Genomic DNA, 25,902 nt, shown 5'->3' with positions numbered 1-25,902 from the left:
AAAGTCAAAAGTTAAAAGAATAAAACTGAGTTTCAGTAAAATTTATCTTTAACTTATACCCCTACACCCTTACACCCTTGCCCAAACCCTTGATTTTTCGTCTCCGGAGTTATACCATTTTGGATTTTAGATTTTGGATTTTGGATTGTGAAAGGGTTTGTTGGTAAGCTTTTTAGCACTCCATCTGTCGCAAACATTTTTTGAATTGGTATTAGTCCTAACCTAATTTATTCATCTGCTAATCAGACTCCGATTCATACTGAACTCTGAATTCTGACTCCTGAATTCTATTTAAATAAACCTAAGAAAGATAATCTTCATCGTCAGAAGTACTATCCCAATTAGAAGCTTCATTAGAGCGGTATGCTTCGGCTTTGGTGCGGCGATTTTCTTGTCTTAAGGCTTCTCGTTCTCGCAATGTTAGTTGTTGCTTGTCGGTAATGGGCAAACGTTCAACTGTACGCTTAGAAGTTTTTTGGCGTGTAAAGGTCTTCCAAGCAGTTTTCATTCCAACAACAAGGCTACGAGTACCGACTTGAATATTTTGGGCTTGTTTTTTTGCACCATCAATGCTTTGGTCAACTTGTTTAACAACTTGACCTGCACTTTTGACACCTTCACTAACATCATTGGTTAAGTCGGTGATTTCGATACCAGTGGAGCGGATGGAATTTAAAGTAGGTGGTAACTCCCGCGAAAGGGTGTCAAAAAACTTTTCTGCACTGCGGGCGGCGCGTGCTACTTCTTGCAAAGCGGGTATAGCCGCCACTAAAACAGCAGTTAGACTGGCGGCGACTAAGAGTAGGGACAGTCCCAACCAAAACAGAGGATCAATCACGGTTATGCTATTTACGAGCGTTCCGAAGGCTGGGGAATTGAATCTGAGTCTTCTTCAGGTGTTTGCCGATTCAAGACTTCACTTTCGCGCTGACTAGCATCTATGCCAGCTGCGATCGCTTCCCGTAGTCTATCTAAAGTTTCATCCCAGTTACGTAGTGCATTGGCAGAAAGACGATCTGCCTGAATTTGTACACTCGTTGATAAATCTTCTGCTAATTCTGGGATAGCATCAGCAGATTTTTTCAGAAGTTTACGCGTTTCGCGCCCTGTGCGGGGAGCAATTAGTAAACCGGTTAATGCACCGATGGTCGCTCCTAGCATCATACCGCTAATAAAGACTCCAGAACGGTTATTAGACATTTGAATTGTTTCTCTCCTTACACCTATTTTAGGTGGGTTGTTTCCCGTTGTATAACCAGAATGATTTTATCGAGTTAATTTATCGTGACAATTTATCAGCCAGAAATGTTGCTATTGTTCATTTCGGCTTTGGTGAGTGTCTTTCTCAACCAGAAAGAATTGGATTTGCGAAAATAACGTTTTCCAACTCGCTGACCTAACAATAGCAGACTCACAATTTGCCGCACTTGCTGGATTTTGAATTGTAGAGATTGGTTTTTCAGGCGAAGATTGCGGATATTTTGCTGACTAATATTGAGATTTTGGGGTGCTTGAGAAAGTAGAGTCTGGCTACATTTTTCATAGGCAGTTAACCTATCGGTGATAAATGCTATTCGTGCTTTAAGTTGCCATACTTCCCAAGCTATAAAGAACAGCAGTAGAGAAATGAGAGTGTTAATGATGACTACTAACGTTACCATTGTTTACTTTTTGTTTGCTGGAGTTAGATGACTAGGCGATCGCCCAAAACTACACTTTGGGAATCAGCGATCGCTCATAATAAAATTAATCTTATTGGCAAAATACCTATGGAAACTCTCACCCTCAACATACCACCCGCCGTAGGTTTAACAGACGAACAGTTTTATCAAATATGTCTAGCCAATGATGAATGGCGCATCGAACTCACCGCCGAGGGAGAACTGATAATTATGCCTCCAACTGGCGGCGAAAGCGGCATCCAAAATTCAGAAATCAACATGGAACTTGGTTTATGGAATCGTCAAACCAAACTGGGTAAAGTATTTGACTCTTCTACAGAATTTCGCTTACCAAATGGTGCTTATCGTTCACCAGATGCTTCTTGGATAAAGCAAGAACGTTGGGATGCACTGACCCCTGAGCAACGGGGACGCTTTCCACCCATCTGTCCTGATTTTGTGATTGAACTGCGCTCTGAGACTGATTATCTCAAAAAATTGCGTGCCAAAATGTTGGAGTATCGAGATAATGGGGCGCGTTTGGGTTGGTTGATTGATCCTTTCACACCTTTAGTTTAAATTTATTGCCCTAATGTTGAGGTTGAAGTGATTAATTTCGCTTTTGAACAACCACCTCAACTTAGGGGCGAAGATGTATTACCAGGATTTATCTTGTCATTAAATCAAATACTTAATCCTTGATATTTGAGAGAAATGCAGCAACAAAATGTTCAATCCCTCCTCATTTTGAGGGATTGAATATGTGAGAAGTTAACTTTTTTCTCAAGAACTAGAACAGGAATGTAGTCCGAATGATGCCAGTGTAGATAGTATCGTTGTTGCTGTTATGTTCGGGGTTAAATATCACCAACAATCCAGGTGTAATGGAGATGTTGTCATTCAGTTGGTAGCGATACAATGCTTCTAGACGGTAGGATGTATCAGAATCTTCACGGCGGGCAATACTATTAGTTGTGCCAAAGTCATTATCTGTGACTTTCGGTGGCTGGCCGAAAATAATACCCCCTAAGTTACCTTTTTTACCCAAGTCAGGGAAAGCGAGAGTAACTGCCCAATTCCAGATGTCGGCTTTATCACCACGATTGACGTTTGGTAAAAATGTAGTTTCTGCGATCGCCTGAGTATACCCCACCCAACCAGACAAGACAAATTTCGGGTTCAGCCGATAGCTGGCTTGGAAACTATAGTGATTGGCAGAAGTCGCAATCCCACGGGGATTTGCCGCTGTACTTCCAGGGCCAGCACCAAACGGTTGGTCAGCAAAGGAACCACCGTACAACCCGGAAACTGCTACATCATTATTAGCGCCACTAAAGTATGAGTGAGCATAGGTCAATCCCAAGGAAAGGTCTTTGTTAGGCTTGAATGCCAATTGTGCTAGAGCGCCGTAACTACCATCGAATAGGCCTTTTCCCGCAGTAGGATCGTTGGCTCTTCTGGCTAGATAACCGCCAGATAAGGTAATTGCGTCGCTGAGTTTGTAGTTAACACTCACTCCTGTACCAAAATTAACGCCAGAGCCACTGTTACTGGCGCGGTAAATGGGGGAAAAACGACTAGCACGGGAAATAGCACCCAAAGGAATTGATGCTAACAAGGGGTTAAAGTTGTTGAAGTTGTCGTAGAATTCTCCTCCAATTGCATCCACAGTCACGTTGAGTTTGTCACCAACTGGAAAGCGATAAAATAATTTTCCCACTAAGACTTCGTTATTAGTGTCTCCATCCCAGGAAAAGCGGGTCATGTTTGTACCCGTAACTGCGTTATTAAAAAGTACGGTGTTGTTCGCTTCTAAACGTGTCAACAGTTGGTCTTTACCAGTGAAGCTCGTAACAAAGTTGAGCCGGATGCGATCGCTAAATATTGTATTATTTGTCAAAGGTGCGCCACGGGTGGCTCCTGCTCTATATTGGTCAGAGTCTATCGCTCTATCTTCGCCATATACACCACCTACACTAAAAATTACCTCTCCATTTAACCTGGTGGTGGTGGAAAATTGCTGACTTTCCAAGATAGCTGTCCGATTTTCTAAAGCATCAACTCGTCCCCGAACTTGTGCCAGTGTATCGGCAAAATCTGTTTGGAGTTTTTGTAAAGTTGCTAAATCTTCCTTCGTTACTAAGTCTGCTGTACTGCTAGAAATCAGTTCATTGACTCGATTCAGGCAAGCATTCAAACCTGCGGCAAACTCATAACGAGTGAGGGCGCGATTTCCGCGATAAGTGCTATTTGGATAGCCTGCAATACAGCCATAGCGCTCAACCAATGATTGCAAAGCCTGGAATGCCCAATCTGTAGGTTGCACATCAGATAGTTGGGAAACAGATGTTACCTGAGCCTGAAACTCGTTCTGTTGTTCTGGCTCTGAACCTTCCACTTTGGTCTCATTAACTACATCGTTTTGAGCAGGAATTTGTGTCGCAGGATTGGCAAATGCTTGTGGTGCAGCGATCGCATTCAATCCCAGAACTATGGGTGCTAACCACAATGAATGACGCAGAATATCAGGCATTTATTTAAATTTTCCAGTAATGTTACTAAGCTTTTTAGTATCAATTACTGTAAGTCTAAATACTTTCTATAAAAGTATCAATTTATACATAAATTTAATTTATTTCTAAATGTATAAAAATACTTTAAAAGCCCACAGGCATTTATTTATAAGCATTCCAGTATATCAGAACAAATAGACTAAGGTACTAACACTAATTACAAAAATGCATATTTTTGATGTAGTTTATACATCGCATACTTTTTAGCACATCAAAATGTAGCAAAATTTTGCGTCTGTGCTGTCTTTCTGTAGTGGTATCCTCAGCAATGAGCGTTACATCACTAAATTATCTAAATCAGGAGATCCCAAAGATGTCCGTTAGCAATTCACCAACCCAACTCAAACGCGAGTTAGGAGTTTTTGGTGCAACCCTGATGGGGCTGGGTTCAATTGTCGGAACGGGTGTATTTGTCAGTATTGGTATTGCTGCGGGGATAGCTGGGCCAGCGGTAATTCTGGCGGTGATAATTGGGGCAATTGTTGCCACTTGTAATGGTTTGAACAGCGCCCAGTTGGCTGCTAATCATGCAGTTAGTGGCGGTACTTATGAATATGGTTATAAGTACTTGACTCCGGCTTTTGGGTTTACCGCAGGTTGGATGTTTTTGGTAGCGAAAACGGCTTCTGCTGCTACTGCCGCTTTAGGTTTTGCTGGTTACTTCCTCAATATTGTGGGATGGGATAACACTTGGACTATACCTGTGGCTGTGTTAGTTGTAATTGTGATGACAGTAATTGTGTTGAGTGGAATTCGACGCTCTAATACTGCTAATACTGTAATAGTTTCGGTAACATTGCTGTCTTTAGGTTTATTTGTTCTGGTTTGTTTACCTCGTGCAGCAACGGTGGGAGTGGAAAATTTAACACCTTTTTTCACCAGTTCTCCAGGGGCAGTACTTCATGCCAGCGCCTTGATGTTTGTTGCTTATACAGGTTACGGACGCATTGCCACAATGGGAGAAGAAGCGCGATCGCCTAGAGTTACAATTCCCAAAGCGATGATTATCTGTTTACTGCTGACAATGCTGTTATATATAGTTGTCGCAACGGTTGGCATTGGGGCTGTAGGTGCAGATTTTTTAAGTGATACCGTAGGGCAAAGTAAGGCAGCACCTCTAGAAGTTGTCGCCCGTAGTGTGGCAGGTTCCGGTGTGGCTTTGGTTTTGGCTATTGGGGCAATGACAGCAATGTTGGGTGTGCTGTTGAACTTGATTTTAGGCTTATCTCGTGTGTTATTAGCAATGGGTCGCCGTTCTGATGCACCGAGATTTTTAGCCCAACTGAACCGCGAACAGAATTCCCCTTACTGGGCGGTGATTGTGGTGGGAATTGCGATCGCTCTTTTAGTATTTTTAGGTAATGTTAAAACTACGTGGTCTTTCAGTGCCTTTAGCGTTTTAGTTTACTACGCAATTACCAATTTAGCTTCTCTCAAACTGGGTTCTTCAGAGAGACTTTATCCCGTTTGGGTAGGTTGGTTGGGTCTTTTATCTTGTTTATTTTTAGCTTTTTGGGTAGAGTCTGCTATTTGGCAAGTCGGTTTAGGATTGATTGTGGCTGGGTTAGTGTGGCATAAAATCCGACGAGCAACATCATCTTTGGCGTAAAACTCTATACCAAATCAGCTTAAAAAATCTAGGTTGGGGTGAGTCTTCTATTTTGAAGCTCAAAGTCTTTAATTTTGTAGCTTATAGATACGCCATAGTATACTTAAATTTTTTACATAATAGGAAGTTAAAAGGTGAATAGACAAATTAACACAATCAGGTTGAGAATTGCATGGAAAACGGAGCAAATAAATCAAGATTTATTAACATTAAATCGAGAGCGCTTTTGGGCACCTATCCGTGAAGAATATTCAAGATACTCAATAGACGAACTGGAAGCAAAATTAGTAAATCAGTTTAGTAATTCACTCAGAGATGCCTTAGTAAATCGTTTTATATATCCCTGGGAAGCTCTACACGATCAAAAGTCAATTGCAAGATTTGAAGAACAGCTTCAAAGATTGAGTAGGCTAATTGATGATGTAGAGCAGCGTATACGTTACGAACAGGCTGCAATTGATGAGCGGATTTTATCAATGGTTCATGATGCTTGGAATTCTATAACTGAATTCATCCGATTTAAGCGAGAAAACATTGAACAAAATAAAATTTATTCTGATTATCAAGAACAATTAGCATTATTAAAATCAATAGCAAAAATTTCTTTTTCAGCCAAAATTATTGGTTATTCAAGTGTTACTTTAGGAATTGATGTTGGTGGAGTTAGTCAATTAGCGAACATCTTTGAAAATGACTTCGATGCGTTTCAAGTTTTCCTAGATTCTTATATTCCAGATGGATTGTCCTCCGCGATACCTGCAAGAATGTCAGAGCGAATGACATATGATCTACAAATTCCTAATTCTATAAAAGAAGAATTTACTCAAAAATTGACATATATTTCGGATTCAAAACCTCCGGAGGAGCGCTCACCAGAGATCATCAAAGAAACTACTATTTCCAAAGCCCGTAAAAATGCCGAATGGATTTGGATATTATCTAATACTTCTTTAGTCGTTCCTGTTTTTTTAGCTTTAGCAGTCGTTTTCTTTGCGAGTAATGTAATGCGCTCAATAAATGTAGAGAATGCCGATATGTTGAAACAAGCCATTAATGAGCAAAAAGAACTCATTAAACAGAACCAGGAAAGTCTTACTAAAGAAAGAGAAAGGTTGTTTAAAATTCAGTCAGCACAGGATGAATACATCCTAAAACGGTTGCAGAAAGAGGAAACTGAACAAACAAACCGCCGTTAAGCCCTATTTGAAAAGTGTCTCTTTTTGGCTAGTAAATTGTCGGCATTGCTAGAAGAATTTTATGAAGCGATCGCATCTTAGCAACAAAACTACCAAGCCACAGGTTCACCTAAATGGAAAAAGCCGCCACTTGGCCCATCATCAGGCAGAGTTGCTAACTGAACACCTGTTTTTGCGCCTTCGGTAATGTCCATCATTGCGCCTTCGCCACCTAATTCTGTTTTTACCCAACCGGGATGGGCGCTGTTTACTTTCACTGGAGTATTGCGTAGTTCATGTGCCAAGTGAACAGTGAAGGAATTAACCGCTGCTTTGGAAGCATTGTAAGCAAAGGGTTTGGCATCATAAATAAACGAGTTTGGATCGGCGTGAAGTGTGAGTGAAGCTTCAATGCTTGCCATGTTGACAATCCGACCGCTTGGGCTTTTCAAAATCAAGGGTAATAAAGCTTGAGTCACTTCGACTAAGGCAAAAAAGTTAGTCTCGAAGGTTTTGCGGATAATGTCTAGGGAAACGGAACTGGCGTTGCTGATTATCCATGCACCATCCAACATTACCCCTGCATTGTTAATGAGAACGTCAAGTTTGCCAAATTTGTCACCAATTTCTTGAACTGCTGTTTGAATTTGGGTACTGTTGTTGACATCAAGTGCGATCGCCTCAGCTTGCAATCCTTCATCTTGAAGTTTCGTTGCTGCATCTTGTACTGCTTGGAGATTGCGACCTGCAATCAGAACTTTTAATCCATGCTGGGCAAGTTGGCGACTCATTTCAAATCCTAGACCTTTGTTTGCGCCAGTAATCAATGCAATTTTGCCATTTGATGTGCTGCTGACCATTGAATTCTCCTTTGGGGTAGATGCTGACAGCGGTCAGAGCGAATCTACCATGAGATCACAATGTCTGAACCTAGAAAATCGGCTAGTTTTTAATGATTTTGCAGGTTAATTTTATCTTTTTTAAATCTTACTAAAGATAGTTGTTTTTTTGTAAAAGCCTGAACTTTCTGCAACTTAGCACAAAAATATAAAACAGCTTATTATGGTTGAGATTATCATTCAGGCGATACAAGAGGTTTGGATAATATGGTGGCTGATGTAATTACCGATTCAGTTCCCGTTACTGTTTTAACTGGCTATTTAGGCGCAGGCAAAACAACTTTACTCAATCACATTCTCACTTATGAACACGGTAAAAAAGTGGCTGTGATTGTGAATGAATTTGGGGAAGTGGGCATTGATAATCAATTAGTTATTGATGCAGATGAAGAAATATTTGAAATGAATAATGGCTGCATCTGTTGTACAGTACGCGGCGACTTAATTCGCATTATCGGTAATTTGATGAAGCGACGTGATAAGTTTGACCATTTAGTAATTGAAACTACTGGTTTAGCTGATCCTGCACCAGTAATTCAGACATTCTTTGTTGATGAGGATATGCAAAATAAACTGTCTCTAGATGCTGTGGTGACAGTGGTAGATGCTAAGCATATTTGGCAACATTGGGATGCAGATGAAGCTCAAGAACAAATTGCTTTTGCAGATGTGATTTTACTTAATAAAACTGATTTAGTCACACCAGAAGAACTAGAAGAATTAGAAAAGCGGATTCGGGGAATGAATGCGATCGCAAAAATTTACCGCACCCGCAACTCAGAATTATCAATGGATGCGTTACTAGGTGTACAAGCCTTTGATTTGAATCGCGCCTTAGAAATTGATCCGAATTTTTTAGGCGAAGATGCTCACGAACATGATGACAGTGTTTATTCTGTGGCGTTAGTCGCCCAAGGTGCGCTGGATGGAGAAAAATTACATGCTTGGATGACGGAATTATTGCGTACTCAAGGCCCCGATATTTTTCGGATGAAAGGGATTTTAAATATTGCTGGGGAAGATAATCGCTTTGTTTTTCAAGGTGTACACATGATATTTGATGGCAGACCAGATAGACCTTGGAAACCCACCGAAACCCGGAAAAACGAATTAGTTTTTATCGGTCGGAATTTGGATGAAGCCAAACTCAAACAAGATTTTTTGGCTTGTCTTGTTTAAACAGTGCTGAGTGCTGAGTGCTGAGGAGCCAGTGCGTTGCGGAGGTTCCCTCCGTTGTAGCAACTGGCGTTGCTGAGTATTCAATACTTTCGTCTGCACTCTGCACCCCATACCCTTACACCCTTGTTTTAAGGTTTGTCTGAGACAATTGGTTCTTTAGCTACATCATCTAAGTGGATGCTGACTAACAAATCTTGCCATTGTGCTTTCAATTCTGTGTCTTGAGGATTTTTTTGTCTTAGTTTAGCTAGTGTTGTGAGTGCTTCGTGCCAAATGCCATTTTGGGCATAGATGGCAAACTGTTGCAAAGGTGTTGCTGTTTGTAATTGCTTGGTAATTTCTGGACTGAGGTTAACTCGTTTGATTACCCCTTCAACATAAACAGGAGGTGATTGTTTTGCTTTATCGCAAGAAAAAGTCAAAAACCAACGATATCGTTGATTAACAGCTAAATCAGGCGCGTCATCTGGTAGCGAAACACTCATGATTCCTGGATTAGTTGGAGGAGCGATCGCTTTTTCGTAAACTGGGTTTGAATCCTGATCTTGCAGCACAAACGTCGCTGGACTAGTCACATTTTGGGAATACGGCACATAAAACCAAAACGTGGGGTGTGTTGCTGTAGTTAATGACCAGACATTAGTCACTGAGGGCGGTTCTTGAGTAAAGGGTACTAAAGCAGTTAAATCCTGTTTGACTTGAGGACAAGAACCGCGTGTGGCTCCACCCAACACCCGGCCTCCAGGGGGTGGGTCTTTTGGTGGTGGGGGTGGGTTAAAATACACCTTTTGGGATAAAGCCGCCATACTATGGTGAGTGGCGACTACTGGTGTTGCTAGTGTTAAGTTCTGACTAGCAAAAAAACCTGCATAACCCAGAGCTAATCCTAAAAGTAGTTTCATTAGTTATAAACTCCAGTTTTTATCCGGCTGAGATTGATGATTGTATCTGTTGAGGCTGCTCTGATTGACGTTTAATTATTTATTTTTTCAACTTTTGCCATAAGTCTGATTTGCAATTTTGGATTGAAATCGCACCTGCTGTACCAACCAACAATAAAGCTGAGGGAACAAAAGGCACCCATACACCCCAGATTAATAAACTAAGACACAGAAAATAAAGTATGCCGGAGGTAATACCTACCGCTAATAACAAATTGGGTAGCCGCCGCCACCGCCAAACCAGCAATCCTCCCACCACAGACCAACTCCAAATCCAGGTAATTTCCCACCAAGGAGACCAAACTTTCAGTAGAGGTCGCTTATCCAAAACCGCACTGAGAATTTGGCTGATCATGTGTGCCTGTACTATAACTCCTGGCATTTTTGTCTCTAATCTACTGCCGTAGGGAGTAGCCCATTGGTCAGGAAAATCACCTCTAGCTATCACACCAATCAAGATAATTTTATCTTTGATAGCATCGGGATTTACTGGATTAGATAAAATGTGTGTGAGTGAGACTGTTTCTGCAATCTTCTTAGTAGCACGATAGTTGAGTAAGGTTTGCCCGCTATTAGCATCAATACCTTGATAACCGCTGCTACGAGGCGATAAACGCGGAAAAACGGCATTACCTAACTGCAAATTGCCTTGAGGTGTGAATTGCGGTTTAATTCCCAAAGGTAACAGATAACGGAATGCTAATTGTGTACTAAAAGCATACTCAGCCGGACACAACGATGCGGGTTCTGGGGTGAAAAACATCAGATGGCGACGAACTACTGCATCAGCATCTTGGATGAAGTCACTGAACCCCTGTCTTGATTTGGGAATTTCTGGCGGTGGTTCAATACCTTTAGTGTTGACTGTGGAATCGCTACCCTTACACACACCTATCAAATTGTCTGTTTTTTGTAGTCGCGCCCTTAAATTTGGCTGTTCTGCGGGAAAATCACGATAAATATCTAAACCGATCGCTCGTGGTTTGTACTGTTCTAATTTTATTAATAAGGCATTAAGTGATTTTTCGGAAAGGGAAGTTCCTTTCAACACTTCACCCTTACGACGTTGATTGAGTAAATCGGTATCGTCAATTGTAATAATCAACAGCCGTGAATCGGGTTGTTCTTGAGGACGCGATCGCATCATTTGGTCTAATGCTTGCAGTTCAGCAGTTTGCAATATGCCAAAAAACCGCAATCCTAAAACTGCACCTGTCATCGCCAAACTAGAGAATAAGCCTAATTTCCATTTAAATTTGGGGCGTTCAGGTATAATTTGTACTTCTGGCGTTTCGGTAGATGTGAGTTCTTGCCAAGTTAGGGGAATTTGGGCAGGATTTTGACAAATTACTGGTAGCCACGTCGCACAGGGAAATCTATCTTCTAAGCCTTGTAAGCGTTCGCGTGCTTGGCGGACTGCTTGGTATAACGTTTCTCCCCTAGAAAAACTAGTTAAAAAATACTTCAAAAATTCTTGCGCTACCTGGTCGGGAACAGGTTCGCGCATAATTACCATTTGGGGAATCTGGAGATCGGCCAATTCTCGCGCCAGTCCCAAACCATCACAGGAGTTAAAAATTGCCAGATGCAAACCGCGTTCAATGGCTTGCTTGAGAGCATATTTTAACTCGTTAATGCTGAAGCTATCGGTTTTGTTTAAATAAATGCGCCCGGCGATATCATTTCCTTGACTGGAACTGTGTCCGGCAAAGAATAAAATATCCCAATTTTTTAACCACAAAAAATCACTTAATTCTTGACGTTGGGGTTCTACTAAAAAAGTGATATCAACATTTGGACACTGCTGCAAAATGGCTAAATCAGCCTGAGTGTCAATTCCTTGACTATTACCGACAATGGCTAAAATTTTGACTTTTAGGTTTTGAGTGCGGGGTTGAAGAATACAGTCATAGGTTGGTGAAGCGATCGCTATTTCTGCTTTTGGATAGCGATCGAGTAATTCCCACAGATGCCAAGGCAATCTCTGCAATTGACTATTATCTGTTTGTAAAATTACTCGCACTTCATCTGTTGGCAGTAGTTTTTCTAACCATTTTTCTCGTAGTGGGCGAAATTCTTCGGCTCTTAACCAAGTATTAAAACGTGCCTGTAAAACGTGTGCTAAGTCTTGACAACTTTGGGTGATAGAAACATTTGTTACTTGAATTTTCTCAGCATCCAAACGATAACTGTTGCCTGTTTGACGATAACTCGATTGCCAACGGGTGTAGTAAAGCGGCATTTCTGGACATGGGGGCAATCTACCAGTGATTTCTGTTGTCGGGCGATCGCTTTCTTCACCAATCTGAAGCGTAACAGCAAACCCTTGGTTGAAACTAGCGTCTCCGAATTTCAAAACCACTAACTTAGCCATGACTGACAAACAATTTTGGATTTTATCGCTAAAGTGCTGAGTGCTGAGTGCTGAGTAAAAATACTTGCCTCTAGTCCTTAATCTCTAGCCTCTCTTTCCTCTTGAATTCTCAAATCATAAAGTGTTCTTGAATACTCATATCATCTAATGAGATTGCCACACTAAATTGTTCTTGGATTTCACCACGAAATTGCAACTGAATGTAATTATCTGCACTTCTGGCTTGAGCTTCCAAAAATATTTCTCCTGACTCATCTAATACCGTGAGTTTGACTCTTTCTGGTAAATATACTTGATTACTTGTGGGGTGTAATTGTAATCGAATGCTGATTTTATGATTTTGTTCTGGGTTAATTTCCATAATCAGCATTAAGGGACTGTTATCTAATTGGATACCCAAATCAATTAATTTTGCTCGTTTAGTAGCTACTGGCTGTTGATTGCCAAATGATTCTTCAGTAGTTATACCACCACGAAAAGCATAAGCAGGTCTAGATTCTAACAAATCTCGCAAGGATTCCACTGTTTGCCAGCCAGCATCAACTTGCCCAAGAAACCATTGGCTTAAGTTTACTAAGGTTTGAACTGGAGAAGCTTTCAACTGGGCGATGCAATCAATTAATTTTTCTAGAGGTTGCAGTTGATGCAACGGTAAAAATTCACTGTCTACACTGCGAGTAAAACCTAAGAGATTGGCTTCTTGCAGTAATTCATCTATTTGCACTACAACATAACCTACTCGGTCTTCCCAAGTTTCTGGGGGAATTAAACATGCTTGTTCATGCAGTTTTACAGGGCGACACTCCAAACGACCAACTGAGGCAATTTCTAGGTCTGCTGCGTTGGTACATAACTGCATTATGGGATTCCAACTGTCTCCAGTTTTGAGGTTAGTAGGAATTTCCATCATTTGCAAATACTCATTTACCACCCACACAGCTAATGTGTTCAGTCGAACTTGTTCTGCTTTAGCGGGGGTAGGTTGTTGATTAGCAAATTGTTGAGCAATGGTACAAGCAGCTTGAGTAATAGGCAATTTGATACCTAAATCATCTACTCTATGAGTGGTTGGAGTCATGGTGTAATACCTACTGTTCAGAAGGGTGCTGTAGTATCTATCGCCCGCATTCAATAAATTTATGCCACAAAATCAGAAAACAAAAGAAATGTCTGCACATTTTTGTGATGTCAAAGGCTAGAGGCTAGAGGCTAGGGGCTAGTATTTTTACTCAGTATTCAGCACTATTTTCAAGTCAGCTATTCATGAGAAAATCTCACAACCAAACATAAAAAAATCTTTCCCCTACACCCCTATTCCCATTTTCCAGAGGATACGCAGAGTTTTTATGAAACGTTTGCTTTTAATTACAGAACGATTTACCCCAGATTTGGGGGGTTTAGCTAGGAGTGCAACACGTTTGGTAACTACACTTTGTCAGTTGGGTGTAGAAGTTGACGTGGTGACATGGAGTCGTTATCTTCAACCAGGAGAAGTTTTACCACCAGAAACTGTAGATGCACAGTCTCGTGTTTATCGTATTGGGCTATATCGTCACTGGGATATGACTATGCCCCATACTTTGAATGTATTGGAATGGTTACATTCTTGTTATCAGTATGATGCAGTTTGGGGACATTATTTGTTTCCTAGTGGTTTTTTAGCTACTTGGTTTGCCGCATTGCAAGGAATAGCCAGCACTGTCAGTGTCCGGGGAAATGATATTGATAAAGAAATGTTTCCTCCAGGAGATTTTGCCCGCCTGCAATGGACGTTACAACACACTCAGCTAATTACGGCTGTGAGTGCTGATATGTCTCGCAAAATTCAGCTATTGAGTGGTAGGGATGATGTGTTGGTGTTGAAAAATGCGGTGGACACAGAAATTTTTGCACCGCAGCAAGTGATGGGGGAAGTTAGTAAGGAATCTTTAGGAATTGCGCCAGAGGAAGTAGTACTGGGGTTTTGCGGAGAATTACGGGAGAAGAAAGGACAGCAATTTTTGTTGAATGCGTTGACAACGGTACGAAATCAGCATCCTGCTTGCTTATTAATTATTGGTGAAGTGCGGGCTTCTCACGAATCTGTGCTGCAATTTTATGCAACTGAGCAACCAGAAAATGCTGAGAGGATTATTATTACAGGACATTTGCCGCATCTTCAAGCAGTTGCGGCACATTTGCGGCTGTGTGATGTTTACCTCCAGCCTTCACTGTGGGAGGGAATGCCAAATGCACTATTAGAAGCAATGGCTTGTGGTTGTTGTTGTATTGCTAGTGATGCGGGGGGTATTCCTGAAGTAATTACACATGGTGAAAATGGTTTTATCATGCCGCGATCGCAACTACATAAGCTGGGTGATGCTGTATTAGAATGTTTGGCACTGCCAATGACAAAGAAATCTCAAATTTCTCAAGCAGCACGCGATCGCATCCTTGCAGAACATTCTATCGCTCAAGAACAACAGCAACTTCAAACTATTATTGACCATCTTTTAAGTTAAAAGTCAAAAGTAGAAATGCAAAATTAAATATTTTTTACTTTTATCTTGTTACTTTTTACTTACTTGAACGTTTGATGCCTAATTCTGTATAAGCAGCAATTAAAGCTTCTCCTGCAATTTTCCAAGTGTAATGCTGTTCTATTCTGCTTCTGGCATTGGCGGCTAGTTGGGTTGCCAATTCTGGTTTACTTTGCAAGTGTAATATTGCATCTTTAATGGCTTTTGCTGAACCTGGCTTAACTAACAAAAAATGTACACCATTTTCTCCGAGTTCTCTTACTACTGGTAAATCACTAGCAATTACAGGTGTTCCTGTTGCCATACCTTCTAAAATCTTCAGGGGACAGCAACCTTGAACTAAGTTGCGATCGTTTGGTGTTAAAGGAGCCAAAATTACATCGGCAGCATGAATATATTTCACCAATTCTTGTTGAGGAATTGGTTCTAATATCTTGAGTTTATCTGCAACTGCTAATTTGACAGCCAGTTGTTTTAAAATCTTAATTTGATCATTTTTTACTTGTCCAATTACAGTTAAATATGCTGGAATATCTCGGTTAAGCAAAGCTAAAGCTTCAATTGCTAAATTTACACCTTGCCAAGGTGAAAGTGTACCAAAATATATTAGTTCTAGGGACTTATTGTTGAAAGTTGCTATCTTTGAATAATAGGTAAATACCTCTAAATCTACACCATTAGTAATGACTCGGATTTGATTAGCTGATACACCGCGATTTTGTAAATATTCAGAGGTGATACTACTAGGCGTAACGATTAAATCTGCTGCTGCTAGACAAATTTGCTCTTGAGCATACAACTTATGTAAAAGTTCTTGATCCTCAACAACATTTGGATAGCGGTATTTTAGCTCTATTGACGGTAAACCATTAACTTCAAAAATTAACTTATTACAATATTTCTGTTTATTTTTGGCAATGAAAAACCCTTCGTAAATTGAACGGATGTGTATTGCCTCAAATTCCTTGTTTTGTAACCATAGCCTTAACCAATGGCGAAAGTGCAAAATTCGCTGAATCAAATTATCCCCGCAAGCTGGTAACGTTGTTTGGATAACTTGTGGATAAAATTCTTGTGCATCTATACATTCTACTGTTGGCGAAACTGTTACTAACTGTATGCCATCAAAGGCTGCTGCCAATGTTCTAGAAAAAGCTGTAATATGAATCGCTGCCCCTTTTGGTGCTGGCACAATATCAAAGGAGATATAAGCTATTTTTTGTTGACTCATAGATATCTACATCATACCATCGCCTTTTATTTTTTTGCTTTGGTATAGTAACGGTTAACTGGAAATATATTTATTAAAAATTATTTCAAAAATTTCAATTTATCAAAAAACTCAATAAATTGAATAAAAGTAAAAAATCAGCTAAATCTAATCAACCTCATTCAGGTTGATGATTTTGTAATAATATGCCCGTTGATTTAAAACAATTCCGCCAAAACTTGACTTATATAGTGCAAGCCCCAGTTAATCAAGTGATAGCAGACTTGCATGAGATAGCAGAAATTGATTACCTAGCAGAGCTAAAACAAAAGGAATATGGCAAAAAGGCACTCTATTATTTTTTAGGAATCGTTATTTCCATTGTATTGATAATCGTTGTATCTGTTGCAATTACCAATACTGGATTGTTAGGTTGGTTATTTATTTTATTGATTATAGCTATTATTGGGTTGATTATTGGTTTTATTTATGCGTTAGTTAATAGATTTAAGTTTAGCAGAATTAACATTGTTAATTATCGCTACCAGTCAACGCAAAGAATATTGCAAATGCTTTCTAGAGATATGGATGCAAATGCTAATATTCGGTTGCAGTTGTCTTTTCAACCAATTGAAAAAAATGAACATAAAATAAGTACAATACCACATCCAGTTAAAGCTGGTTGGCAAGTAGATAATTATCAACATGAATGGATAAATATCCAAGGAATGCTTTTAGATAAAACTCGCTTTGAATTATCGGCGACTGCTATATCTAAAAAGCAGTACGGCTGGAAGCGTGGTAGTAGTGGTAAGAGTAAATACAAATCAAAAATTAAATCTGTAGGATTAGATGTTCACTTAAATATTAATTATTCTCAGCGCCGCTATGGAGCGATAAAAATTTTCAAAGATGAAATTAGCAGTGCAGTAAAATTACCAAAACTATCTCATCTACGAGCTTTAAGGGTAACAGATAAATCCATAGCGATCGCAGTCAGAATTGCCCCAAACGTTGCGGACAATCAAGAGGAAATTTATCAAACAGTTACGGCAATGTTTTTAAGCCTTTATCAAGTACTTAATTTAGCAAAGGCTTTGTCTAAGTAAGTAGCCAATAGGAGCTATTTTTTTCTAGAATGGCCTTGTAATGGTTAGGGAAAATTTAAAATAGGTGATTTGTTATGCAATTAGAAATCAAAAAAAACTATTACACACCTGAAGAATATTTAGAATTTGAAGAGAAAGCAGAATTCAGAAACGAATACCGTGATGGAGAAATCGTTCCAATGACAGGTGGTACTACCAATCATAATAAAATTTCAGGTAACCTTTATGCATACTTAAAGTTTGCTTTGAAAGGACAAAATTATGAAATTTATATCAGTGATGTACGGTTATGGATACCTCGATATCGCCAGTATACTTATCCAGATGTAATGGTAATTGCAGGGCAACCTATTTATACAGGAACCAATACAACTACTGTAATGAATCCTTGTTTAATTACCGAGGTTTTATCTAAATCGACCAAAAATTACGATCAAGGAGATAAATTTTTATATTATCGCTCAATCCCTGAATTTAAAGAATATATTTTAATTGACCAATATAACTATCATGTTATGCAGTATGTAAAAACGGCGGAAGGTCAATGGTTATTTACTGAAATTGAAAGTCAATCAGAAATTTTATTGATGCAAACTCTTGATTTTAAAATTGCATTGAGTGACCTTTACGAACAAGTGAATTTTGCTGAAAGTGATGAAGAAAATTAGCCAGAGTATTAAAAGATAAATGAAAAGTATAGGTTTAAAAATTTCTATTTTAGTTTTTCTGTTTACTGCTATTTTGGGATGTAGCAGTACAAATAAAAGTAGTGTCACTCCTAATCAAGCCAACAGTACTCCTGTAGCTGTGAATGAAACAAATGTAGCTACTAAAACCGATAAAATTAAGGTTAAAACAGAGGGAGGTACAGATTTATTTTCTCTCAAACAGCAAACAGATGGAGCTAAATTAGTTGATGGCAAAGAGCAAGAAATAGCTAAAATTAAAGCTGATAAATCAGGTAAAGTTAAATTTAAGAATGCTGCTGATAAAACTTTAGGTTATATAGTAACAGCAAAAAACTCTTGGAAGCTAGAAAACTCAGCACAAAATCAAGATTTATATATTCTGAGAAGGCAGAATAATGGTGATTACCAATTAGAAGATGCTGCTAAAAAAATAGTTTATCAAATTAAGCCACGCAATAATGGGTTGGAAATTTTAAATTCAAATAATCAGCTAGTTTACCAAATAAAAATTAAAGAAGGTAAAACTTCCTTAAAAAATCCATCAGAAAAAACGGTGTTTTATACAAAATCTACGATTTCGCCTATTGCATTTGCTTGCTTTGGTTTGGATGTTCTCAACCGCGAACAGCAGGCGGCTTTGGCTTATGCTGTCAATTTAACAGGAGGACAATAGACTTTGCAAATACAATTAACTTGGGTAGATCCAAATACAGGCGATCGCAGAGAACCATTGTTGGAAACACCAGTAGCTATTGGCAAACAATTTTCGACAATGCCACAGCAAATTGATGCTCAAAGAGTTTCTAGAATAGTTATCGAAGATGACTTAATTGCAGATTACCATGCTTTGATTGATTGGCAAAATCAAGAGTTAACAATTATTGACCAAAATACAAGCGACGGCATAAAAATTAATGATGTGCAGTTAACGAATAGCATCCTGCAAAATGGCGATCGCATCCAAATTGGCAGTTGTGAAATTATCGTCAACTTTGAAAGTACAAAATGGGAATGCGATCGCATGGTAGGCTTTTTATTTAAACGTCGTTGTGGACGCACTGATCGCACAAACTGCCCTGACTGTAATGTGTCATACGATGATGATTATGCTTATTATCCCGAATATGGTAGTTACCGCTCCTGGGGTAGCAGTTATTATCATGAGCGCGATCGCTATTCTTATGACCCCGAAACAGGTAATGTAGACTTTACCGAAGCTGATTCTATAAGTTTAGAAAACGAACGAGATACTGATTTTGAAACTAATATGGGTGCAAGTTGAGAGGATACAAAACAATAAAGCATAAAATTAAGAATTGTTTGGAACATCTCTCATTACCATAATGGCTGGGATAATTTCATCCTTCATACTTTAGACTTCATACTTTAGATTTGGCTAACACTTGGTTAATTTACGCCCTTGGGGGTGGTTGGGGACATCTAAATCGTGCTTTATCCTTGGGGAGAATTGCAGCTAAAGAAAGAAAAGTTAGGATTATTACTAACAGTCCCTACGCATTACAAATAAATAATGAAGGTTGCACAGTACATTGGATTCCCGATAAAGCTGGTTTTTCTGCAACTTGTCAGCAAGTACGAGAAATCATCCTGAAAACTCGCTACGATCGCTTGATAGTTGATACTTTTCCTAGAGGCTTAGGTGGTGAGTTGGCAGACATCTTACCATCGTTACAGCCTATACCCCGCATTTTCATACATCGAGATATTAACCCAGACTATGTAACTGCCAAAAATTTGCGGTCTTTTGTAAAAAATAATTACGATACAGTAATTGTCCCAGGCGAAGGCGAAGATTTACCTTTGGCTGACTTAGCGAATGTGCAGCATACAGCACCTTGGTTGATTCGGAATGCTGAGGAATTGCCAGATAGAATTAGTGTGCGATCGCGTATCCTAAAAGTTGACCCAGATATCAAAACAATTCTTGTTTGTGCAGCTGGGAAAGCATTAGAGTTGTCTTTATTTGCCCAACTCACCTTACACTTACAACAAAATTTCCCAGAGTGTGCGGTGAGAATGTTAGCTGCAAATTGTCCCGCAAATTTTCCCGAAGCTTTATGGGTATCACACCATCCTGGTATTGAGTGTCTAGTCGCAGCTGATGTTGTCGTTGGGGGTGCAGGATACAATACAGTTTACGAATGTGCCGCAGTAGGTGTACCCTTAATAGCATTTGCTTTTGAGCGTTTGTACGATCGCCAAGCCAAAAGAGCCAAAAAAGCTTACAGTGTGCAGAATATCCAAGAGGCAATTACTACCGTCAGTACACTTCTAGACACAGTAGATCCAAAAAATAATTCATCTGTATCAACTTATATTAACGGTGTAATGCAAGCAGTACATCAGATTTGAGTTATAAGTTATAAGTTATGAGTTTATACCTGAATTTTTAAGCTTTACCTGTACTGAATCGTGAATCTAACTCGACTGATTCCAATTTTTGATAATTCTGTTACTAGCTGGGCTGTAGAGGCGCGACTGCTGCGGTGGTTGACCTTGATTTGGCTATTTTTTGGGTTGATTGTGCTGTATTCAGCATCTTACCCAGTTGCCGACGCACGTCAAGGTGACGGATTATATTACTTCAAACGTCAGATTATCTGGGTGTTAGTTTCTCTAATTGCCTTCAACTTTATTGTGAATCTGCCGTTACGCAAAATTTTGCGGGTATCCCATTGGTTTTTAGGAATATTTTTACTGTTAATTTTCGTAACCCTCGTTCCAGGCTTGGGTAAAAAAGCTTTTGATGCAGCACGTTGGATAGCCATTGGCCCCATTCCTATTCAACCCTCAGAATTAATTAAACCTTTTTTAGTGTTGCAAAGTGCCAGACTGTTTGGACAATGGGAACAATTACCTTGGCGAGTGCGCTTGACTTGGATAGGTATTTTTGGTTTGGTACTTTTAGGAATTCTTGCCCAGCCTAACCTGAGTACAACTGCACTTTGCGGTATGACGATTTGGCTCATTGCCTTAGCGGCTGGATTACCTTATAAATATTTGGGTGGAACAGCAATAGGCGGAGTATTATTAGCTGTACTCAGTATTAGTATCAAAGAGTATCAGCGCAAGCGGGTGATGTCCTTTCTCAATCCTTGGGCAGATGCGACAGGCGACGGCTACCAATTAGTTCAAAGTTTGTTGGCTGTTGGTTCTGGGCAAACTTGGGGCGCTGGCTATGGATTTTCTCAGCAAAAACAGTTTTTCTTACCAATTCAAGATACTGACTTTATTTTCGCCGTCTTCGCCGAAGAATTTGGTTTTGTAGGTGGTATCGCCCTACTGTTGATGTTAGCGATATTCGCCACTTTAGGATTAATAGTGGCACTGAAAGCCAAGAATCCGATTCATCGATTAGTAGCGATCGGTGTGACAATTGTGATGATTGGACAATCTTTATTGCATATCGCTGTCGCTACAGGCGCTTTACCAACTACAGGCTTACCTTTACCGATGTTTAGCTATGGTGGTAATTCGATGATTGCCAGCTTAATTGCTGCTGCCTTACTCATTAGGGTAGCGCGGGAAAGTAACGAAGCAGAAGTAGTTCCTTTACGCAGAACTCCGCCTAATGGTCGTCAGCGTCGTAAGTCATAAGCCATCATTACTTGAATATACAAGAGAGGGTGAGAGCGATCGCTCTCACCCTCTTTTTGTTTAGAGATTCTCTACTTGTAACTGAGTGTCTGCGTGTTGCCATGCTGTAGTAAATTCTGCTTGTGCCAGTTGGACTGCATCATCTTTACCTTGTGCTTGCAAACTCTTGTGCAAACCAAACAAAGACCGTCCATTGTGGGGATATTTTTCTAAATCGGCACGAAACACTTTCTCGGCTGTGACATAATCACCCTTAGCTAACAGTACACCGCCCAATGCTTCCCGTGTGGGAAAATACCAATCTGGTGGTTCTACATAATCAAGGGCATCTTCAGCAGCTACTGCTTGTTCTAGCAAGTTAATTGCCGAGTCGTAGTCATGGTTAGCTTTAGCAATTTTACCCTCAAGAAATTTTTGCGCAATATAGAGAATACGACTAGCAGGAGTAAACCCAATAGTCGCCTCACCAGGCAGTTTTTGTATAGCAACTTGCATTGCACTGCTTTCATCAGCCGCGCCTTGAAGATTGCCTGTAGCCGCCTGGGCTAAACCTCTAGTAAAATGCCAAAGTGCTGTGGTTGTGGGCAAAGTCGCATCTGGTGCAGGAGTCTGTAAAATCGCCTGCCAGTCACCAAACCGTGCTTGTATCAGCATTTTATGTCCCAAAAATCCCTCAACCATAGGTATATGCGGGTCAAGAGAATAAGCATGGGCGACTAATTTCTCCGCAGCTTGCAGTGCATCATAGTATCTACCAGCCATGCTACTAGCCACCATCAAAAAATGTATATTGTGGCTAAAGTACATTTGAGAATAAATGCCCTGGATTTTATTTTTACTGATGTAGGCGACATCTTGAGCGATCGCTTGCTCATTTGACCGCATTGCGCCTTGATAATCTCCCACGCGAAAATAAATATGGCTGGGCATGTGTACCAAATGTCCGGCGGCTGGAACTAATGTTTCTAGACGTTTGGCGCTGGCGAGGGCGCGTTCTGGATGCAGAGAAGCTTCCACCGCATGAATATAGTAATGATTTGCCCCTGGATGGTTAGGATTTCGTTGCAGTACCGATTCTAAAACAGCGACAATTTCTTCTGTATCAGTTTGCGGTTTACCATCATGCGTCCAAAGTTGCCAAGGATGCAAATCCATCAAACTTTCAGCAAACAAAGTCGCTGCATCTAAATCATCAGGATATTGCTGGGCGAGATTTGCCATTGCTTTGGCATAGTCTACTTGCAGTTGGTGCAAATCTGCATCAGGATTTGGTGAATAACGCTTTGCTAAAGCCGCAATATAATCTTGTTCTGAAGCTGGTGCTTGAGGAGAAAGTGCCAAAGCTTGCTGTATTGCTTGATAAGCAGTTTGTTCTTTTTCTGTCGTGATGACTGCGTTGATGTTCGGCCCCAAAGCTAGGGCCATACCCCAATATGCCATTGCCATTTGCGGGTCGAGTTCCGCCGCGTGTTGAAAAGAACGCACCGCTTCATCATGATTAAAGCCGTAAACTAAATTCAATCCTTGGTCAAAGAACTGTTGTGCTTCCGGATTCTTAGTGGAAACTGGATGATGGTACGTTCCTAAGCCAGGAATTAGGGTGTAAGAGGGTTTTGCTTGAGCAAGTGCCTCACTGGGAAAGGCTAAAGTTAGTATGAGTACCCAAACTATAAATAAGTACCTCATAGTCAGATTCCCGTTCTTCAAGCTTTTTGATATTGGTATTTAGATTACAGTGACTTGAACAGGAAATATGCATCCCTCAAATTGGTGAGAATGGCGATCGCTTTTGCTATGAGACTCGGAATTCATTCCGAGGCGGGATAGGCATTCTAGCAACATTTGTGTGTACACCGTAGTCCCACAGGGGAGAGGCTTTGAAACCTTTATTTCTCGTTCAATACCATGAAGATTTTTGCCCCTCTCCGAGGCGGAGAGGGGTTGGGGGAGAGGTTCATCAAACTAAAGTGAAAAATAGGAACGGTACAGCAAATGACCGCTAAACTTTACACCATTTCAACACTTTTGGGTCTTTGTCATAGCGGTAGGTCAAGCCATCTTTAGTAGTAATAGACTCCCCTTTACTGGCCTTACTTCTAATAGTTGTAATCGAATAGGACGTTAATTCAGTCATTTCCTTATGAGAAAGACCTGCACTGATAATTGTCTGCGACCATATTGTTGATTGATTGCGGTATTCATGATGAGGCAAACTGTCTACAGTAATCCGAGTATTCTCAGCAGAGTTATGAGTAATTGTTGTTCGATGGCGATAATCTTGCACAGTTAACAGTTGCCAACCGGAATCTTGTGTAAGTTCCAGAACCCAATGATGATAATCAAACAGACTTTCCCTATGCCCAACACTTATAAATGTTGTTTTCGTTTCCTGTAGCTGTTGATATAAATTACCTTCATTACTTAAATCTAAGGCGCTTGTTGCTTCATCTAATATCGTGAATCTGGGATGAGTTAATAATAGTCTTGCGAAAGCTAGGCGTTGCTGTTCTCCGAGCGATAATATATTTTCCCAAGGAACTTCTGTATCAAAGCCATCGATGCGACTTAACAAGTTTTGTAGATTTACTTGTCGTAAAACTTCTTTTAGTTGTGCGTCGTTTATTTGACGATTTGTATTAGGATAAAGCAACTGTTCACGCAAAGTTCCCAAGATAATGTAAGGACGTTGGGGCAAAAATAAAACTTCTTCTAGAGGAGGTCGCACCAAACGACCAGTCCCAGCATTCCATAAACCTGCGATCGCTCTTAGTAGAGAACTTTTACCTCGACCACTCGCCCCAACAATTAATAAACCTTCTCCAGGCTGAACAGAAAGTGATAAGTCTTCAACGATTACCTGTTCATAGTCTGGCGTTTTTAACGTAACATTTTCAAAAGCAATCTGATTTTCTTCTATAGATTTAATGGTAGTTGTATCCTCTGGTTGTTTGGTAACAGCTTCTAAAGCATTTGTAAATTCAGATAAACGCTCAACATAACTAGAAACTTTGCCAGAATTACCAAATTCACGAATTAAGTCTGCTAAAGCATTAGCAAAAAAATAGCAACATATAGATGCTTGACTAATTTCTCCAAAATCCATTTCACCTTTAATATCTAAAGGCCCAAATACTATATATGGAAATATTTGAATTACCGCCTGATAACCTCTATTAAAAATCTCATTATTCCTCTCCCAATCAATTTTTTGTTTAGCAAAATTTATCAAAACATTAAATCGGCGGGCTATTATATTTGATTCTTGCTTCTCTCCTCTAAAGAAAGCTATTGATTCAGCATGAGTGCGGAAATGAGTCAGACAATAGGTGTAGTCAGCTTTGGCTTCGAGTTCTTCTCGATTAATTTTATTTAATTCTTGAGACAAGTACATAGCTATCAAATTACCTATGACTGTGTAAGTCACTAAAATTAAGGCAACAGACTGAGATATTGTCCAAAGAATTATCCAAAAAGCTGACATCTCTAGTATTTTTTCCAAGAGAGTTGCTGAAAAGCTTAAAGCATCACTAGCAATAGGTTCGATTTCTTGAGCTAAACGTTGATCGGGATTATCAATATTAGATTTAAAATTAATTTTGTAATAAGCTCGATTGTTTAAATATTTTGATAAAATTTGGTTATTCAGCCATTGATACCAATCGAGAGCAATTTTTTTTCTCACAAGTTTGGTGAACCCTACCAATAAGGTAACCAATACTAAAGCTGAACCATAAAGTAATAAAGCATTGTAAAACTTAGAAAGATCCTTATCTTTAATGATGACATCGAGTAAATAGCGATTAATAAAGCTATTAAAAACGTTTGCACTGACAAGCGCAATTATTAATGAAATTAGGAGAATGAGCATTCCCCATGAGCGAATTACATCTGAGAATGCCCTTGTTCCTGCCTCTGTTGGATACCAGTAAGGCCCAGCAACAAGTTTGACATTTTCCCAAAACTGAGTAAAAGCTGAATAAGTATTCTTGGAAGATTGGTTTTGAACTACTTGGGTTGTCATATTCTGGAAATAAACTGAGATTTTCCGTAACAAGTAAGCTATTTTTATGGAATTAGCGTTAAGTTCCAATTCCTTACCAAATAAGCATTTTAGCTATAAGTAAAGTGGCACACTGGTCTAATGTAATTTTGCTCTGTTTGGAGAATGATAAGCTTTTTCTCACAAGTTGGGAAACCTACTTTTAAAGTTATTTTTTAGCAAAATATTTTACTCTATGACGCATTGATATATCTGCTGCATTCTCCTTGGTGTCGATAGTTGACAGCATGATAGATACTAAATTTTCAGCAGATAATTTGGCAATAAGTGTCATTTTATAACGCAG

Annotated in this window: 21 protein-coding genes and 1 pseudogene; 11 read left to right on the top strand and 11 right to left on the bottom strand. The window is 39.7% G+C overall.

Annotated features, from left to right (window positions below; translation table 11 throughout):
- Positions 1 to 301 precede the first annotated feature (301 nt).
- The 3 genes from ACMX3D_RS09715 to ACMX3D_RS09705 all read right to left on the bottom strand — a co-directional run bounded on the left by ACMX3D_RS09715 (position 302) and on the right by ACMX3D_RS09705 (position 1,661).
- Positions 302 to 838 (bottom strand): hypothetical protein, encoded by a 537-nt coding sequence (locus tag ACMX3D_RS09715; RefSeq protein WP_482751214.1) that lies wholly within the window; start codon positions 836 to 838, stop codon positions 302 to 304.
- 11 nt (positions 839 to 849) lie between these two features.
- Positions 850 to 1,200, bottom strand: coding sequence for a YtxH domain-containing protein (locus ACMX3D_RS09710; protein ID WP_482751213.1), 351 nt, complete (start codon positions 1,198 to 1,200; stop codon positions 850 to 852).
- A gap of 95 nt (positions 1,201 to 1,295) precedes the next feature.
- Entirely contained in the window at positions 1,296 to 1,661 is a 366-nt protein-coding gene (locus ACMX3D_RS09705) for a hypothetical protein (RefSeq protein WP_482751212.1), read from the bottom strand.
- Positions 1,662 to 1,769: 108 nt separating this feature from the next.
- Between ACMX3D_RS09705 and ACMX3D_RS09700 the strand changes: the two are divergent.
- Positions 1,770 to 2,363: pseudogene (locus tag ACMX3D_RS09700) on the top strand (Uma2 family endonuclease).
- 88 nt (positions 2,364 to 2,451) lie between these two features.
- Here the strand turns inward: ACMX3D_RS09700 and ACMX3D_RS09695 are convergent.
- Complete coding sequence (locus tag ACMX3D_RS09695; RefSeq protein ID WP_482751211.1) at positions 2,452 to 4,194, bottom strand: iron uptake porin; 1,743 nt, start codon at positions 4,192 to 4,194, stop codon at positions 2,452 to 2,454.
- 353 nt (positions 4,195 to 4,547) lie between these two features.
- On the opposite strand from ACMX3D_RS09695, the gene ACMX3D_RS09690 reads away from it, so the two are divergent.
- On the top strand, positions 4,548 to 5,843 hold the full coding sequence (locus ACMX3D_RS09690) for an APC family permease (RefSeq protein WP_482751210.1): 1,296 nt from the start codon (positions 4,548 to 4,550) through the stop codon (positions 5,841 to 5,843).
- 134 nt (positions 5,844 to 5,977) lie between these two features.
- Positions 5,978 to 7,039 carry a hypothetical protein gene (locus ACMX3D_RS09685; protein ID WP_482751209.1) on the top strand — a complete coding sequence of 354 codons (1,062 nt, stop codon included), beginning with the start codon at positions 5,978 to 5,980 and terminating at the stop codon, positions 7,037 to 7,039.
- Between the two features lie 89 nt (positions 7,040 to 7,128).
- Here ACMX3D_RS09685 and ACMX3D_RS09680 read toward each other — a convergent pair whose 3' ends face one another.
- On the bottom strand, positions 7,129 to 7,878 hold the full coding sequence (locus ACMX3D_RS09680) for an SDR family oxidoreductase (protein WP_482751208.1): 750 nt from the start codon (positions 7,876 to 7,878) through the stop codon (positions 7,129 to 7,131).
- 246 nt (positions 7,879 to 8,124) lie between these two features.
- Here ACMX3D_RS09680 and ACMX3D_RS09675 point away from each other — a divergent pair, with 246 nt between their 5' ends.
- A complete protein-coding gene (locus tag ACMX3D_RS09675) occupies positions 8,125 to 9,096 on the top strand; it encodes a CobW family GTP-binding protein (RefSeq protein WP_482751207.1) in 972 nt (323 codons plus the stop codon).
- 128 nt (positions 9,097 to 9,224) lie between these two features.
- Here the strand turns inward: ACMX3D_RS09675 and ACMX3D_RS09670 are convergent, their stop codons facing one another.
- The 3 genes from ACMX3D_RS09670 to ACMX3D_RS09660 form a co-directional block, all read right to left on the bottom strand.
- Entirely contained in the window at positions 9,225 to 9,998 is a 774-nt protein-coding gene (locus ACMX3D_RS09670) for a DUF928 domain-containing protein (RefSeq protein ID WP_482751206.1), read from the bottom strand.
- A gap of 79 nt (positions 9,999 to 10,077) precedes the next feature.
- Positions 10,078 to 12,411 carry a CHASE2 domain-containing protein gene (locus tag ACMX3D_RS09665; protein ID WP_482751205.1) on the bottom strand — a complete coding sequence of 778 codons (2,334 nt, stop codon included), beginning with the start codon at positions 12,409 to 12,411 and terminating at the stop codon, positions 10,078 to 10,080.
- 109 nt (positions 12,412 to 12,520) lie between these two features.
- Complete coding sequence (locus ACMX3D_RS09660; RefSeq protein WP_482751204.1) at positions 12,521 to 13,489, bottom strand: DUF1822 family protein; 969 nt, start codon at positions 13,487 to 13,489, stop codon at positions 12,521 to 12,523.
- A gap of 268 nt (positions 13,490 to 13,757) precedes the next feature.
- Here ACMX3D_RS09660 and ACMX3D_RS09655 point away from each other — a divergent pair, with 268 nt between their 5' ends.
- Entirely contained in the window at positions 13,758 to 14,912 is a 1,155-nt protein-coding gene (locus ACMX3D_RS09655) for a glycosyltransferase (protein ID WP_482751203.1), read from the top strand.
- A 55-nt stretch (positions 14,913 to 14,967) separates the two neighbouring features.
- Here the strand turns inward: ACMX3D_RS09655 and ACMX3D_RS09650 are convergent, their stop codons facing one another.
- A complete protein-coding gene (locus tag ACMX3D_RS09650; RefSeq protein WP_482751202.1) occupies positions 14,968 to 16,161 on the bottom strand; it encodes a glycosyltransferase family 4 protein in 1,194 nt (397 codons plus the stop codon).
- A gap of 230 nt (positions 16,162 to 16,391) precedes the next feature.
- On the opposite strand from ACMX3D_RS09650, the gene ACMX3D_RS09645 reads away from it, so the two are divergent.
- From ACMX3D_RS09645 to ACMX3D_RS09620, 6 genes are all read left to right on the top strand, one after another.
- Positions 16,392 to 17,249 carry a hypothetical protein gene (locus ACMX3D_RS09645; protein WP_482751201.1) on the top strand — a complete coding sequence of 286 codons (858 nt, stop codon included), beginning with the start codon at positions 16,392 to 16,394 and terminating at the stop codon, positions 17,247 to 17,249.
- A gap of 74 nt (positions 17,250 to 17,323) precedes the next feature.
- Positions 17,324 to 17,917, top strand: a complete 594-nt coding sequence (locus tag ACMX3D_RS09640) for a Uma2 family endonuclease (protein ID WP_482751200.1) — start codon at positions 17,324 to 17,326, stop codon at positions 17,915 to 17,917.
- 19 nt (positions 17,918 to 17,936) lie between these two features.
- A complete protein-coding gene (locus ACMX3D_RS09635) occupies positions 17,937 to 18,611 on the top strand; it encodes a hypothetical protein (RefSeq protein WP_482751199.1) in 675 nt (224 codons plus the stop codon).
- A gap of 3 nt (positions 18,612 to 18,614) precedes the next feature.
- Positions 18,615 to 19,220, top strand: a complete 606-nt coding sequence (locus ACMX3D_RS09630; RefSeq protein ID WP_482751198.1) for an FHA domain-containing protein — start codon at positions 18,615 to 18,617, stop codon at positions 19,218 to 19,220.
- Positions 19,221 to 19,330: 110 nt separating this feature from the next.
- Positions 19,331 to 20,311 (top strand): glycosyltransferase, encoded by a 981-nt coding sequence (locus ACMX3D_RS09625; RefSeq protein ID WP_482751197.1) that lies wholly within the window; start codon positions 19,331 to 19,333, stop codon positions 20,309 to 20,311.
- A 60-nt stretch (positions 20,312 to 20,371) separates the two neighbouring features.
- A complete protein-coding gene (locus ACMX3D_RS09620) occupies positions 20,372 to 21,556 on the top strand; it encodes an FtsW/RodA/SpoVE family cell cycle protein (protein WP_482751196.1) in 1,185 nt (394 codons plus the stop codon).
- A 60-nt stretch (positions 21,557 to 21,616) separates the two neighbouring features.
- Here the strand turns inward: ACMX3D_RS09620 and ACMX3D_RS09615 are convergent, their stop codons facing one another.
- Positions 21,617 to 23,242 carry a tetratricopeptide repeat protein gene (locus ACMX3D_RS09615; protein ID WP_482751195.1) on the bottom strand — a complete coding sequence of 542 codons (1,626 nt, stop codon included), beginning with the start codon at positions 23,240 to 23,242 and terminating at the stop codon, positions 21,617 to 21,619.
- A gap of 313 nt (positions 23,243 to 23,555) precedes the next feature.
- Positions 23,556 to 25,577, bottom strand: coding sequence for an ABC transporter ATP-binding protein/permease (locus ACMX3D_RS09610; RefSeq protein ID WP_482751194.1), 2,022 nt, complete (start codon positions 25,575 to 25,577; stop codon positions 23,556 to 23,558).
- Positions 25,578 to 25,902: the final 325 nt, after the last annotated feature.

It is taken from the genome of Anabaena sp. TISTR 8404, assembly GCF_056847745.1.
The sequence above is the reverse complement of the archived record's forward strand: the minus strand, read 5'-3'. Positions and strand labels throughout refer to the sequence as shown.